Origin of the sequence: Arthrobacter sp. NPDC080073 (genome assembly GCF_040686575.1) — a bacterium.
GTDB lineage: Bacteria > Actinomycetota > Actinomycetes > Actinomycetales > Micrococcaceae > Arthrobacter.
The window spans coordinates 111294-123707 of sequence record NZ_JBFBKR010000013.1 but is presented as its reverse complement, the minus strand read 5'-3'; the positions used below and the strand labels follow the sequence as shown (position 1 = coordinate 123707).

The window sequence follows — 12414 nt, the reverse complement described above, 5'->3', positions numbered from 1 at the left end:
TGGCATGATCCTGAATTTTTTCATGACTTTTGAAGACTGTGAGGCTAGTCACTCCACAATGGCTATGGATACCTACCAAACGTTCAGGAAACAGGAGAACAGATGTCAATCGCCGCAGACGCCAAAGAGATGCAGGGAGAAATCGCCCGGTTCCGTCACGAGCTCCACCAGGAACCGGAGATCGGCCTGGACCTCCCCCGCACCCAGGAAAAGGTGCTCAAGGCGCTTGACGGGCTCCCGTACGAAATCACTCTGGGCGAGAGCACGACGTCCGTCACCGCGGTCTTGCGCGGCAGCGCGCCCGGTGCGCTTGGCGCGGAACCAGCCCGGAAGCCGGTTGTGTTGCTCCGCGCCGACATGGACGGCCTTCCCGTCCAGGAGCGCACCGGCGTCGAGTTCTCCTCGAAGATCGACGGCGCCATGCACGCGTGCGGCCACGACCTCCACACGTCCATGCTCGCCGGGGCGGCAACCCTGCTGGCCGAGCGACGCGATCAGCTGGCGGGCGACGTCGTCCTCATGTTCCAGCCGGGCGAAGAAGGCTTCGACGGCGCGGGCCACATGATCCGCGAAGGAGTCCTGGACGCCGCAGGCCGCCGTGTTGATGCCGCCTACGGCATGCATGTCTTCTCCTCCTTGGAACCGCATGGCCAGTTCTGCACCAAACCAGGCGTCATGATGAGCGCCTCCGACGGCCTCTTCGTCACGGTCCTCGGCGCCGGCGGCCACGGCTCGGCGCCGCATTCGGCCAAGGATCCCGTGACTGCCGCCGCCGAAATGGTGACGGCCCTGCAGGTCATGATCACGCGGCAGTTCAACATGTTCGATCCCGTAGTCCTGACCGTGGGCGTGCTGCAGGCAGGCACCAAGCGCAACGTTATCCCCGAATCCGCGCGTTTCGAAGCCACCATCCGCACGTTCTCGGAAGCCTCCCGCGACCGGATGATGACCGCGATCCCCCAGCTCCTCAAGGGCATCGCCTCGGCCCACGGCGTGGAGGTGGACGTCGACTACCGCGGCGAATACCCCATGACCGTCACTGACGAGGACGAGACCCGCACTGCTGAGAACGTCATCACGGACATGTTCGGGGATTCCCGTCTCTCCCGCTGGGCCACGCCGATCAGCGGCTCGGAAGATTTCTCCAGGGTCCTGGCGGAAGTTCCGGGAACCTTCGTAGGCCTGAGCGCCGTACCGCGGAGCGTGGACCACACCACCTCACCGTTCAACCACTCCCCTTACGCCACATTCGACGACGGCGTACTGTCCGACGGCGCGGCTCTCTACGCAGAGCTCGCGGTCTCCCGCATCGCCACCCTCGCCGCCGGCAACTAACCACCACCCCAAACCTTGGAGCACGACATGACCGCCACCGTAGGCCCTTCAGCCACAGTCCAGGTTCACAAGTCCCATCTGCGAACCCTCATCGGCACCGGCATCGGCAACGCCGTCGAATGGTACGACTGGGCAATCTACGCCACGTTCTCGCCTTTCATTGCCAGCGCGCTCTTCAGCAATGCCGACCCCGCCTCCGCGGTCCTCTCCACCCTGGCGATCTTCGCCGTCGGATTCGTGGCCCGACCGTTCGGCGGCTTCGTCTTCGGCTGGATCGGCGACAGGATCGGCCGCAAGACCTCCATGACGTTCGCCGTCGGTCTCGCGGCCCTCGGCAGCCTGCTGATCGGTATCGCCCCGACATTCCAGGCCGTTGGAGCCCTGGCATCCGTCATGCTGCTGGTGGCCCGCCTCATCCAGGGCCTCGCCCACGGTGGCGAGCTGCCGTCGTCGCAAACGTACCTGTCCGAAATGGCGCCCAAGGAAAAGCGCGGCTTCTGGGCGACCCTCATCTACACCTCCGGCACCGCCGGCATTCTCGCCGGAACTTTGCTGGGGGCCATCCTGACCGGTGTGCTGAGCAAGGCCGACATGAACGCCTGGGGCTGGCGCATCCCGTTCCTGGTGGGCGGCGCCTTGGGCGTCTACGCCTTGGTCATGCGGGCCAAGATGAAGGAAACCGAGGCGTTCGAAGCCGAAGCTCCGAAAGAAAAGCGTGCGCCGATGTGGCCGCAGATCGTCAAGTACCGCAAGCAGGCCCTGCAAGTGATCGGGCTGACCGTCGGCCTCACCGTCGTTTACTACATTTGGGGCGTCGTTGCGCCGAGTTATGCGGCAACCACCCTCAAGATGGACCGCGGCGCAGCCCTGTGGGCCGGCGTCATCGGCAACATTGCGTTCATCGCGGCGCTGCCGTTCTGGGGCAAGCTGTCCGACCGCATCGGCCGCAAGCCCGTACTGATCGTGAGTTCCGCCGGTGCGGCGTTGTTGCACTTCCCCATGACCTGGCTCCTGAAGGATTCCCCGTGGCAGCTGGCCGTTTCGATGTCCGTGATGCTGTTCTTCATTGCCGGCAGCGCCTCGATTGTCCCTGCCGTGTACGCTGAGCTGTTCCCGACCAAGATCCGCACCGTGGGCGTCGGCGTCCCGTATTCGATCTGCGTTGCGGTCTTCGGCGGCACGGCCCCGTACCTGCAGACCTGGCTCGGCAGCATCGGCCAGGCCAATATGTTCAACGTCTACGCCGTGGTCCTGCTGGCCATCGGAATCGCGTTCGCCTTCATGATCCCGGAAACCAAGGGCAAGGACCTGACACACTAAACTCCCCCGTGTGGACCCAACTGACTCGCAGTTAATGTCGTTTAGAGGCCTGAAAACGACAACAACTGCGAGTCAGTTGGGTTAAAGCTGCGCAGCGATCTGCCGGGAGGCGGCTTCCGCGAGGCGCTTGATGAAACCCTCGTCCTCGCCTACCACCTCGTCCACGGCACCGTCCTCGAGCAGTGCGCGCGCTACGATCCGTTGCCGCTCACTCAGCTCGGCCGCTAAGGACGTGTCACCGTGCACGATGATGCTGGCACCTTCGGGCGGCAGCGGAGCGAGCCAGGCGTTCCCTGCCGCCACCGTGCGACGGGCAGCCGCAAGAGCGAGCGCACCGCCACCGGTCCCCTCGCCGAGGAGCACGGCAACGCTGGGCACAGTGAGTCCGAGCAATCCCGCGATGCAATCGGCGATCCCGCCCGCAATTGCGGACTCCTCGGCCCGGACCGAAAGCTCGGCCCCCGGAGTATCCACCACCGTCACGAGCGGCAGCCCCAGTTCCTCTGCCAGGCGCATTCCCCGGCGGGCCTGCGCCAAACCCGCCGCGTCGAGGACGCTCCCGGCCCGCTGGGCTGCCCGGTCCTGGCCCACGACGACGACGGGCCGCCCCTCGAGTTCAGCCAGTACGACGGCGGTACTCGCCGAAGCTGCCCCACGGCCGGTGCCGTGCAAACGCACGAGGCGGCCGAACCCGCCGTCGAGCAGTTCGGCCAGCCCGGGACGTCCGGCGTCGCGAGTCCGCTCGACCGAATCCCATGCTGAAGCGTCGCCGCCGGAGGCGGCTTGACCAGGCGGGCCTCCCGCGCCGATCCACGATCCACGGGCGGCGAGAATCCCCACCACCTCGGCGGCAAAGTTCCTGAATCCCCGTGCGTCCAACACGGCGTCGACCGTCCCATGGGCGAAGAGGTGTTCACTCCTCTGGATGCCTTCCGGGAACTCCTGCCCGGTGAGTCCGGTGTAGACCTTGGGCCCCAGGAAGCCAACCAGCCCATCCGGTTCCGCCACCGTCACGTGCCCCAATGATCCCCACGAGGCGAAGACGCCGCCCGTGGTGGGGTGCCGGAGATAGGCCAGATAGGGCAGTCCGAGACGCTTGTACGCCGTGAGCGCCTCGGTAATCCGCACCATCTGCAGGAAAGCCAGGGTGCCCTCCTGCATTCGAGTTCCACCTGACGCCGGTGCGGCCACGAGGGGTAGTCGGCGTCGGCCTGCTTCTTCAATTGCTGCGACGATCCGTTCGGCGGCGGACCGTCCGATCGAGCCGCCGAGGAAGGCGAACTCACTAGCCAGGACGGCCACGGGCTGCCCATCCAGCGTCCCTTCGCCCGTGAGCACGGACTCGTCGGCGCCGCTGCGCTCCCGCGCCCGGGCCAGGTCCGCGAGGTAGGCAGAATCTGCCCCCGGCGGCGCCGGGACCGGCCGGTCCCAACTGCGGAAACTACCTGCGTCGAGGAGCTGGTTGAGAAACTCCGCCCCGCCAAGGCGGCGCTGCCGCGTGCCGACGGGGCCCGACTCCGAGGGCCGTTGGGCTTCCGCGACCGCCGTCATGACGCCCCCGAACCAATTGATGCCGCGCCGAGCAATGCGGCCCCGTCAAGCCATGCCCGGACGGCGTCGTCGTGCTCTCCGAGCCTCGGCGGCGCAGAGTGCCGCGACCTGGTGGTCTCGGTGCCGTCCGGCTGGAAGAACCGCAGCGGCGATCCGGGGACCTCGATACGTCCCAGCGTGGGGTGCTGGAGTTCGACCGCCAAGTGCTGGCTTCGAGCCTGTTCCCAGGCAAAGACTTCGTCGAGGGAACGGACCCGCCCTCCCGGCACCCCGGCCGCTTCAAGCCGCACGAGCAGCTCTTCGGCGTCGAAGTCCGAGAATGCGGCTTCGATCGCTTCGATCAGCGCGGTCCTGTGGGCCACGCGGGACTGGTTGTCCCGCCAGCGTTCGTCCTCGGTGCTGAAGCCGAACTCTTCCGCGAAACGCCGCCACAAGCCTTCGGATCCCACGGCAATCTGCACCGAGCCTCCCGCGCAGCGGAACAAGCCATACGGCGCGATCGACGGGTGATGGTTGCCTTGGGCTTGCGGAACCTCGCCACCCACCGTCCAGCGCGTGCCTTGGAAAGCGAGCACGCTGACGATCGAGGACAACAGCGAGGTGCGTACTATTTGGCCTCGGCCCGTCCGCTCGCGTTCCAATAGAGCCGCCAGCACACCGCAGGCTCCGTGGATTCCCGCCAGGACATCCCCAATCGGGACGCCTACCCGCTGCGGATCCCCCGGACCTGACCCTGTCAGTGACATCAGCCCTGCTTCGCCCTGGGCAATCTGGTCGTAACCGGCCCGATGCCCCTCCGGCCCGTCGTGGCCGAATCCACTGATGGCGAGAACCACCAGCCGCGGATTCAACTCTTCGAGGCTCGCCGGGTCGAATCCGAGGCGGTCCAGGGTTCCCGGTCGGAAGTTCTCCACGAGGACGTCCGCCCGCCGCAGCAGTTCCCGTAACGCGGCCTTGCCTTCTGCCGCCTTGAGGTCGATCCGGATGGACTCCTTGTTCCGGTTGCACGAAAGGAAGTATGTGGACTCGCGACCCTCAGGGGTGTCGATGAACGGCGGCCCCCAGCCGCGGGTGTCGTCACCGCCGTCGGGATTCTCCACCTTGATGACGCGGGCGCCGAGGTCACCAAGCATCATGCCGGCGTGCGGACCGGCAAGGGCGCGGGAGAGGTCGACGACGAGCGTACCGGCAAGCGGTCCCTGGTGGTGTTGCTTGTGGTTGGGGAGCTCGGGCTGCGTCATGCTTCGGCTCCTACGGCGCTGTGTCCCGCTACCGGCTGTTGCTCGGGCGAGGGTTGCCCGGTGTCCTCCGCCGGCTCAGCGGGTGCCTGCGGAACGCGACGACGGCGGATAAGTTCAGCAACGGCAAGCACCGCAAGGTTCGGCGCGAGGGAAATAAGGCCGGAATCCACGCCGCCCGTGGGGATGTTGCCGAAGGTAATGACGGCTACGGTGAGCGTGCCGACGATGATCCCCAAGGTGACCGGAAGGGCACCGATGCGCACTTTGCGGCCGATCGCGATGGCGACGGCGGGTGCGAGCTGGGTGAGGCCGCCGTACGTGAGCAGGAGCAGCGCTCCGATGTCCGATTTGGCGAGCCCGAAAGCCAGCGCCAGTCCGACGGCGATCGCGACAACCACGTGGTTGATCCGGAACCGCAGCTTGGGGTTCTTCACGGACAGGAGGTTGTTCGAGACAAGCGAGGAAATGCCCATGGCGATCGCGCCTGCGGGAACCATGGCGGCCGCCGCGCCGCCGATGGCAATGATCGCGATCAGTGGCTCTGGCAAGGTGTGCTGGGCGATGCCCAACAGGACAAAGTTGCTCTTGGTCTTCGGATCGAGGACCAAGGTGGCGGCAATTCCGGCCGTGATCGGGATGAGCAGGAGGAACTGGTAGACCGCAAGCCATTTGACGTTGTCCCGCAGCACGGCACCGCTTTTCGCGGCAAGGACCGGCGGCCACAAGTGCGGGAAGGTGTTGAGCCCGGCGCCGATGCTGGTCACGATGACCGAGGTCACCCAGAAGGTCGCGTCGAATCCCGGACGGCTGATGGTCAGGTAGCTCGGGGCGGTATCCATGACCTTGGCGAAGATATCCGGGATGCCGCCAATCCCGGCCACCACACCGGCCAACACGATGACCAGGGCAGCCAGCATGGCGAAGTCCTTGAAAACAGCCACCTTGGCCAGCCCCCGGATCCCCGCCCAGATCACGAAGACAACAACCAGTACGCTTGCCACGGCCATGCTGTAACCGCGGGCCGATTCACTGCCCGTCGCGAGCTGGACGATCAAACCGAGCCCGGTGATCTGAAGTTGCAGGTACGGGATGAGGAAGACCGCTCCGACGAGGGCCACGGTTTTGCCCAAGGCCTTGCTGTTGAACCGGTCCTTGAAGAAGTCAGCCATGGTCAGGTAGCCGCGGTTTGCGCCGAGCTCCCGCTGCCGGGGAATCACGAAGTATTGGACGATGCAGTTGATGGTCAGATAGGCGACGGCGAAGAGCGCGGCAACGCCGCCTCCGAAGGCGATTCCGGCGAGGCCGAGGAAGCTGAAGGTGGTCAGCGACTCGCCCGCCTGGAGGAACCAGCTGGTCCAGCGGGGCAAATCCCGCTTGCCGACGGTCCAACTGGTGAGTTCTGTCTGGCGCCGGCGGCCTGCGATACCGAGGGCGCCGATGCCGACAATTCCGATGATGATGGCGACTGTAAGCATCAGTGGGTCTGCCTTTCGGTGATGGTGGCCGGGCTGTTGGTAGCACTGTTCGTCACGGCTGCGAGTTGCAAGGCGCTTCGCTCAGCCTCGAGCCGATCGAGTTCGGCACCGCCTTCGCGAAGGTACGTGCGCTCGATAATCTGCAGGGCGACGATCGTGGCGACGATCATGAGGCCCATCCAGACGATCGCCGAGGGAAGGCCAAGCCATAGCGTTGGTGTGGAAACGAAGGGGAGGAACGGTGTGATGATCATGCCCACGATGGGGACTGAGGCAATGGTCAGTCTCTTGGGGGATGCCAGGGTAGTGCTCATAGAACTGCAGCTCCTTGGGGGCGAACGGTTGAGCAGGAAGAGATCTTCTCGAAAGCGGAAGCCAGGCGGAGCAGGCGGGCGTCGCTGCCACGCGCTCCGACCATCTGGAGGCCTACGGGAAGTCCGGCCGGGGTGAATCCGGCCGGAACCGACAGGGCAGGGAGGCCCAGCGGGGTGAACAGGTACGGGGCACGCATCCAGTCGAGGTAGTTCTGGAGCCGTTCCCCCTCGATCTCGGTGGGGTATTCGAGATCGACGTCGAACGGGACAACCTGGGACGCGGGCGCGATCACCAGGTCGTAACGCTCAAAGAATCCGGCCGCCTTGCGGATCAGGCGGGTCATTCCTTCCTCCGCGCGGACTACATCGCGGCCGGTGAGCAGGCCACCTTCGCGGATGTTGCCGGCGAGGAAGTGGTTGAACGCGTCGGGTTCCGCGGCAAGCTGTTCGCCCCACATCGAATCGAAAGAGGCTGCGCGCAATACGCGGAACACTTGCTCGGAACCGTCGAGGTCAGGGCAGTCCAGTTCAACGTGGGCACCGAGGGCCGCAAGGGCGGCCGCTTGCGGTTCAATGACGTCGAGTACCTCCCGGCTCACCGGAATCCGGCCGCCGAGGTTCGGTGCGAAGGCAACGCGCAGGCCGGCGAAATCCGTGGGGGACGGTTCGGTGGCAGCGCTTTCGGGGCTTTCGGGATCCGGCAGGAACACCGAGTGCGGATCCGCTGACGACGCGCCGGTCATGACTTCAAACAGGAGCGCCGCGTCTGCCGCCGTGCGGCCCATGGGTCCGGCCACACCGAGCGGGAAAAAGACATTGTTGCCGTCCGTGTTGGGCACCATGCCGGGCGTTGGGCGAAGGCCTACGACATTGCAGAACGACGCCGGGTTGCGGAGGGAGCCGCCCATGTCGCTTCCGTCGGCGACCGGCTGGAAGCCCGCTGCCAGGGCCGCCGCCGCACCACCGCTGCTGCCGCCGGCGGACTTGCCGGGGTCATAAGGGTTGCGCGTTGCGCCGAAGACACGGTTGAAGGTGTGGGATCCGGCGGCGAACTCGGGGACATTGGTCTTGCCCACTCGGATGGCTCCGGCGTCGAGGATGCGCTGGACGTGCAGGTCATTTTCGGTCGGAACGTGGTCCCGGAAGTGCGGGTGGCCGAAGGTGGTGCGCATCCCCGCGGTGTTCGCCGTGTCCTTGAAGCTAATGGGCAGCCCGTGGAGCGGCCCCACCGGCTCTCCGGCCACAATCTTCCGATCGGCTTCCGCGGCCGCCGCCCTGGCGCCCTCTTCATCGAGGGTCACCACGGCGTTGATCAGCGGGTTGAGCTTGTCGATCTGGTCCAGGTGCGCCTCGAGGACTTCGATGGCGGACACCTGCCGCGAGCGCAGGAGCCCAGCGAGCTCCACGGCTCCGCGGTAAATCAAATCGTTTGTCATGATTCATCTTGCTTTCATTTAGTTTCCTTTTGAGTCACTTCTTTGCCTCAAGTGGAATTAATGAACCACGATAGTGCGATGGATCACATTTGACTAGGGGTGTGCGCAAAGTTTCTTGGCGTACACGAAACCCGGACCAGGGCAGGAGGTGACCGGGAGTGGACGCGCTAAGGGAACAAACGGCCGGGAAGTCCCGGGAGAGCCTTAGGAAGTCCTAGCCGAGGGCGGGCATGCGCACGCCACCGCGCTTGTACGCTCGCACGACGAGCGAACTGCGCACGGCCAGGGCACGCGCGGCCCACGGAGATGACGTGAGGAAATCGCGCAGTTCGTTCAAGCTGGCGAGGGTGACGTTGGCCATGAGCTGGAATTCGCCCATTGCCATGACCGCGTAGCGGACCCCGGGTGCTTCAGCGAGCAGCCGGCCGACCTCGGCGGCGTCGGACGGGGCGGTGCGGACCCAGACCACGGCTTCGATCGGAAGGCCGATGTCCGAGGGCTCAACGATCGCCCGGACGCTCAGTGTGCCCTCCTCGAGGAGGGTGTTGAGCCGTCGGCGCACGGCCGGGGCGGAGAGTCCCACGGCTTCCCCCAGCTCGGCGACGGGAACGCGGCCGTCAGCCACGAGGATCCGCACAAGGTGGGAGTCGACGTCGTCGAGCGCTCCGCTCGCACTCGGCCGGGACGGCGGAGGCGGCACTTCCTGGAGCGCGGCAGTTTCCTCGGCGGTGACGGGGCCCGGGTGCCATTCAGCCACCGTGCGGAAATACTCCATGACGGGCGAAGCGCTCACTTGCACCACGCCGTCGAGGGCTGGCAGTTCCTCCAGCACAAGGCTCGAGAGGCGTCCCGCACGGGCCTGTACTTCGAACAGGAGGCGGGTGGGACCGGTGAGCGCATAGACGAAAATAGCGTCCGGGTCGCGGGAAAGCTCCTCCGCGATGGCGACCAACCGCGAGGGCTCACAGTGAACCTCCACAAGGTGGGTCGGGCCGAGCGTCACCAGGCCGGCCACGCGCACGACGTTCGAATCCAGCAATGCGATGCCGCGGCGGGTCACGGTACTGAAGGGTTCGCCCAGGACTTCGGCAATGCGCCGCCAGGAAGCGCGGCCGTTGACCTGGAGAGCGCCGACAATCCGCCGATCGAGCCCGTCCAGCTCGCGCGAGGGTGCCAGCATGACCATGTACCCGATTATGCCGCGTCGCCGCGTTCCCTCCCCAACTGGCTCGCAGTTAACGTCGTTTAGAGGCCTGAAAACGACAACAACTGCGAGTCAGTTGGGCTAGCCGACATACCGGTTCCGGCCGGCGCGGAAGCCGAAGAACGCCGCCAGGGATCCCACCACGAGGAACAGGATGCCGGCAGCCGCGAAGCCGCCGGTCGCCTGGTGCAACTGGCCGACCATCAGGGTTCCCGTGGAGCCCAAGCCATAGCCGACGCCCTGCATCATGCCCGAAAGGTGCGCCGCGGTATGCGAATCACGGGTACGCAGCATGATCATGGTCAACGCCACGGCCGTGAGGCTCCCCTGGCCCAGGCCCAACAGCCCGGTCCACACCCAAATCAAACTCGTGGGACCGAAGATGCTCAAGGCAAAGCCGCCGCCGGTCATGAGCGCCACCACGGTGTTGATGACGCGCTGATCCTTGAAACGGGCCGCGAGCCCCGGGGCAATGAACGAACCAAGCATCTGCAGCACAATCGACACGGACACGATCAAGCCGGCCGTCCCGCCGTCGATCCCGCGATCACGCAGAATCGGCGCCAACCAGGCAAACACGCTGAAGGACATCATCGCCTGCAACACCATGAAGATGGTGACCTGCCAGGCGACGGCGGAACGCCAGACGTTCGCACCGCCGTCGGCGGCATTGTGCCGGACGGGATGCTGGCGGACCGCCAGCGGCAGGAAAAGCACAAGTACGACGGCGGCGGGCAGCGCCCAGAACCACAGCGCCGAGGTCCAGTGCCCGGCCGCCGTGAAGACGGGATAGGTGAAACCGGCACCAAGTGCGGCGGACGCGCAAATCGCCGTCGTATACAGCCCGCCCATGAGCCCAAGCCGATGCGGGAAGTCGCGCTTGACCACGCCGGGAAGCAGCACGTTGCATAGCGCGATCGCGGCGCCGCACGCGGCGGTGCCGGCAAGGAGGGCCGGCAAGTGCCCGGCGCCGGCGAGGTCCACGGGACGGAGCAGCAGCCCAGCCGTTAGCACTGCCATCGCGCCGAGCAATACTCTTTCGGCACCGAAACGGCGCGCCAGGACCGGCGCCAGCGGTGCGAAGACACCCAATAAGGTCACCGGCACTGTGGTGAGGACAACCACTGCCCAGCCCGGCAGCCCGGCGTCGGCGGTGACTTCCGGAAGAACCGCCGAAAAGCTCGAAAACACCGTCCGCAGGTTCAGGCCGATAAGCACCAGGCAGATCCCCAGGAAAACGAGTCCGGAGCGCGTCTTGACCTGGGTGGGCTCGGCGGCGGGAACCTCGTCGATCTCGGCGTCGACGAGGATCTCCGGGACGGCGGAGTGCGGCTTGGTGTTCTCGGGGGAGCTTGAAGCACGGGTCACCAACCCATTCTGGCAGTTTGTCCACTTACGCAGGCTCCGCCGCGGGCGTTTGGCCCTGCAACGGTATTCTGGAGGAGATGAGTGAAACCCCAGAATCCCCCGAAACACCGCAGTCTTCGCGCCCCGTGACCCCTGGCAGCCAGGCCTCCTTTGGCACATATGGTGGCCGGCCGGTCAGTTTCGTCCGCCGCGGGACCCGCCTTCAGGGCCGCCGCCAGGCAGCGTGGGAAGAGCACTCGGACCGCTGGGCCATCCAGGTTCCGCGGCATGTCGCCAACACCTCCGTGCACCCGGACTACGTGTTCGACGCCGAAGCCGAGTTTGGGCGCAAAGCACCGCTGATTGTCGAAATCGGTTCGGGACTCGGCGACGCCGTGTGCCACGCAGCGGAGCAGAACCCGGACAAGGACTTCCTCGCCGTGGAGGTCTATACCCCGGGCCTGGCCAACACGATGATCAAGATCAACAGCCGCGGGCTCAGCAACGTGCGCGTGGTGGAGGCCAACGCGCCGGAGGTCCTGGCCACCATGCTCCCCGCGGGTTCGGTGAGCGAGCTCTGGGTCTTCTTCCCGGACCCATGGCACAAATCCCGGCACCACAAACGCCGCCTCATCCAGCCCGCGTTCGCCAAACTCGCTGCGCGGTCCCTCAAAAAGGGTGGCCTGTGGCGGATCGCCACCGACTGGTCCAACTACGCCATCCACGTCCGCGAGGTCCTCGCCGGCTCCACCGAGTTTGAGAACGTGCACCGCGGCGAGCGGACCGGCGCTGACAGCCCCCTCACCCAAGTGTGGGAATCCGGAGTCGAATCCATGGTTGGCGGGGCACCTGTCAAGGAAGGCCGCGCCCCTGTCAGCACGGAGCACACCGGCCCCAACGAGGGAGTGGACCACGTGGGCGGGTGGGCTCCGCGCTTCGATGGCCGCATCCGCACCAGCTTCGAAAACAAGGCCCACGAGGCCGGGCGCATGATCTTCGACCTCAGCTACCGCAGGATCTAGGGGCAGATATTGGTGGGGCAACGAAGGCGTCCACCTTGTTTAGCTCGTTGAACTTACTACTTGGTCCCGCACCTCAAGGTGGCGCCTTCCCAGGCGCTGGCTGATCCCACTGCCCCGGTCGGGAACGTCCCAGTACTACGGACGAACATCCTGAATGTCGATTCACGAA

10 protein-coding genes are annotated in these 12414 nt (G+C 65.9%); 3 read left to right on the top strand and 7 right to left on the bottom strand.

The window, feature by feature from the left end; all coding sequences use genetic code 11:
• The first annotated feature begins 102 nt into the window (after positions 1 to 102).
• Both AB0O52_RS15605 and AB0O52_RS15600 read left to right on the top strand, forming a co-directional pair.
• Positions 103 to 1335 (top strand): M20 family metallopeptidase, encoded by a 1233-nt coding sequence (locus AB0O52_RS15605; protein ID WP_364539093.1) that lies wholly within the window; start codon positions 103 to 105, stop codon positions 1333 to 1335.
• A gap of 27 nt (positions 1336 to 1362) precedes the next feature.
• Positions 1363 to 2655 (top strand): MFS transporter, encoded by a 1293-nt coding sequence (locus tag AB0O52_RS15600; protein ID WP_364539090.1) that lies wholly within the window; start codon positions 1363 to 1365, stop codon positions 2653 to 2655.
• Between the two features lie 81 nt (positions 2656 to 2736).
• Here AB0O52_RS15600 and AB0O52_RS15595 read toward each other — a convergent pair whose 3' ends face one another.
• From AB0O52_RS15595 to AB0O52_RS15565, 7 genes are all read right to left on the bottom strand, one after another.
• Positions 2737 to 4206, bottom strand: coding sequence for a carboxyl transferase domain-containing protein (locus AB0O52_RS15595; protein ID WP_364539087.1), 1470 nt, complete (start codon positions 4204 to 4206; stop codon positions 2737 to 2739).
• On the bottom strand, positions 4203 to 5447 hold the full coding sequence (locus AB0O52_RS15590; protein WP_364539084.1) for a CoA transferase: 1245 nt from the start codon (positions 5445 to 5447) through the stop codon (positions 4203 to 4205). Before AB0O52_RS15590 ends, AB0O52_RS15595 begins: the two co-directional genes overlap by 4 nt.
• Entirely contained in the window at positions 5444 to 6922 is a 1479-nt protein-coding gene (locus AB0O52_RS15585; RefSeq protein WP_364539081.1) for a sodium:solute symporter family protein, read from the bottom strand. The genes AB0O52_RS15590 and AB0O52_RS15585 overlap by 4 nt, the downstream gene beginning before the upstream one ends.
• The gene (locus tag AB0O52_RS15580; RefSeq protein WP_364539079.1) at positions 6922 to 7236 is read right to left on the bottom strand and encodes a hypothetical protein; all 315 of its coding nucleotides are present in this window, start codon (positions 7234 to 7236) and stop codon (positions 6922 to 6924) included. Before AB0O52_RS15580 ends, AB0O52_RS15585 begins: the two co-directional genes overlap by 1 nt.
• Positions 7233 to 8672 carry an amidase family protein gene (locus tag AB0O52_RS15575; protein WP_364539076.1) on the bottom strand — a complete coding sequence of 480 codons (1440 nt, stop codon included), beginning with the start codon at positions 8670 to 8672 and terminating at the stop codon, positions 7233 to 7235. Before AB0O52_RS15575 ends, AB0O52_RS15580 begins: the two co-directional genes overlap by 4 nt.
• A 214-nt stretch (positions 8673 to 8886) precedes the next feature.
• Entirely contained in the window at positions 8887 to 9858 is a 972-nt protein-coding gene (locus AB0O52_RS15570; RefSeq protein ID WP_364539073.1) for an Lrp/AsnC family transcriptional regulator, read from the bottom strand.
• Positions 9859 to 9957: 99 nt separating this feature from the next.
• The gene (locus AB0O52_RS15565) at positions 9958 to 11244 is read right to left on the bottom strand and encodes an MFS transporter (protein WP_364539071.1); all 1287 of its coding nucleotides are present in this window, start codon (positions 11242 to 11244) and stop codon (positions 9958 to 9960) included.
• Positions 11245 to 11321: 77 nt separating this feature from the next.
• On the opposite strand from AB0O52_RS15565, the gene trmB reads away from it, so the two are divergent.
• On the top strand, positions 11322 to 12245 hold the full coding sequence (gene trmB / locus AB0O52_RS15560; RefSeq protein ID WP_364539068.1) for a tRNA (guanosine(46)-N7)-methyltransferase TrmB: 924 nt from the start codon (positions 11322 to 11324) through the stop codon (positions 12243 to 12245).
• Positions 12246 to 12414 lie beyond the last annotated feature (169 nt).

What these genes read in the sequence shown, in the direction of transcription:
- AB0O52_RS15590 (WP_364539084.1), bottom strand. Translation starts at nt 5,447, where the DNA reads ATGACGCAGCCCGAGCTCCCCAACCACAAGCAACACCACCAGGGACCG.
- AB0O52_RS15575 (WP_364539076.1), bottom strand. Translation starts at nt 8,672, where the DNA reads ATGACAAACGATTTGATTTACCGCGGAGCCGTGGAGCTCGCTGGGCTC.
- AB0O52_RS15585 (WP_364539081.1), bottom strand. Translation starts at nt 6,922, where the DNA reads ATGCTTACAGTCGCCATCATCATCGGAATTGTCGGCATCGGCGCCCTC.
- AB0O52_RS15595 (WP_364539087.1), bottom strand. Translation starts at nt 4,206, where the DNA reads ATGACGGCGGTCGCGGAAGCCCAACGGCCCTCGGAGTCGGGCCCCGTC.
- AB0O52_RS15580 (WP_364539079.1), bottom strand. Translation starts at nt 7,236, where the DNA reads ATGAGCACTACCCTGGCATCCCCCAAGAGACTGACCATTGCCTCAGTC.
- AB0O52_RS15570 (WP_364539073.1), bottom strand. Translation starts at nt 9,858, where the DNA reads ATGGTCATGCTGGCACCCTCGCGCGAGCTGGACGGGCTCGATCGGCGG.
- AB0O52_RS15605 (WP_364539093.1), top strand. Translation starts at nt 103, where the DNA reads ATGTCAATCGCCGCAGACGCCAAAGAGATGCAGGGAGAAATCGCCCGG.
- trmB (WP_364539068.1), top strand. Translation starts at nt 11,322, where the DNA reads ATGAGTGAAACCCCAGAATCCCCCGAAACACCGCAGTCTTCGCGCCCC.
- AB0O52_RS15600 (WP_364539090.1), top strand. Translation starts at nt 1,363, where the DNA reads ATGACCGCCACCGTAGGCCCTTCAGCCACAGTCCAGGTTCACAAGTCC.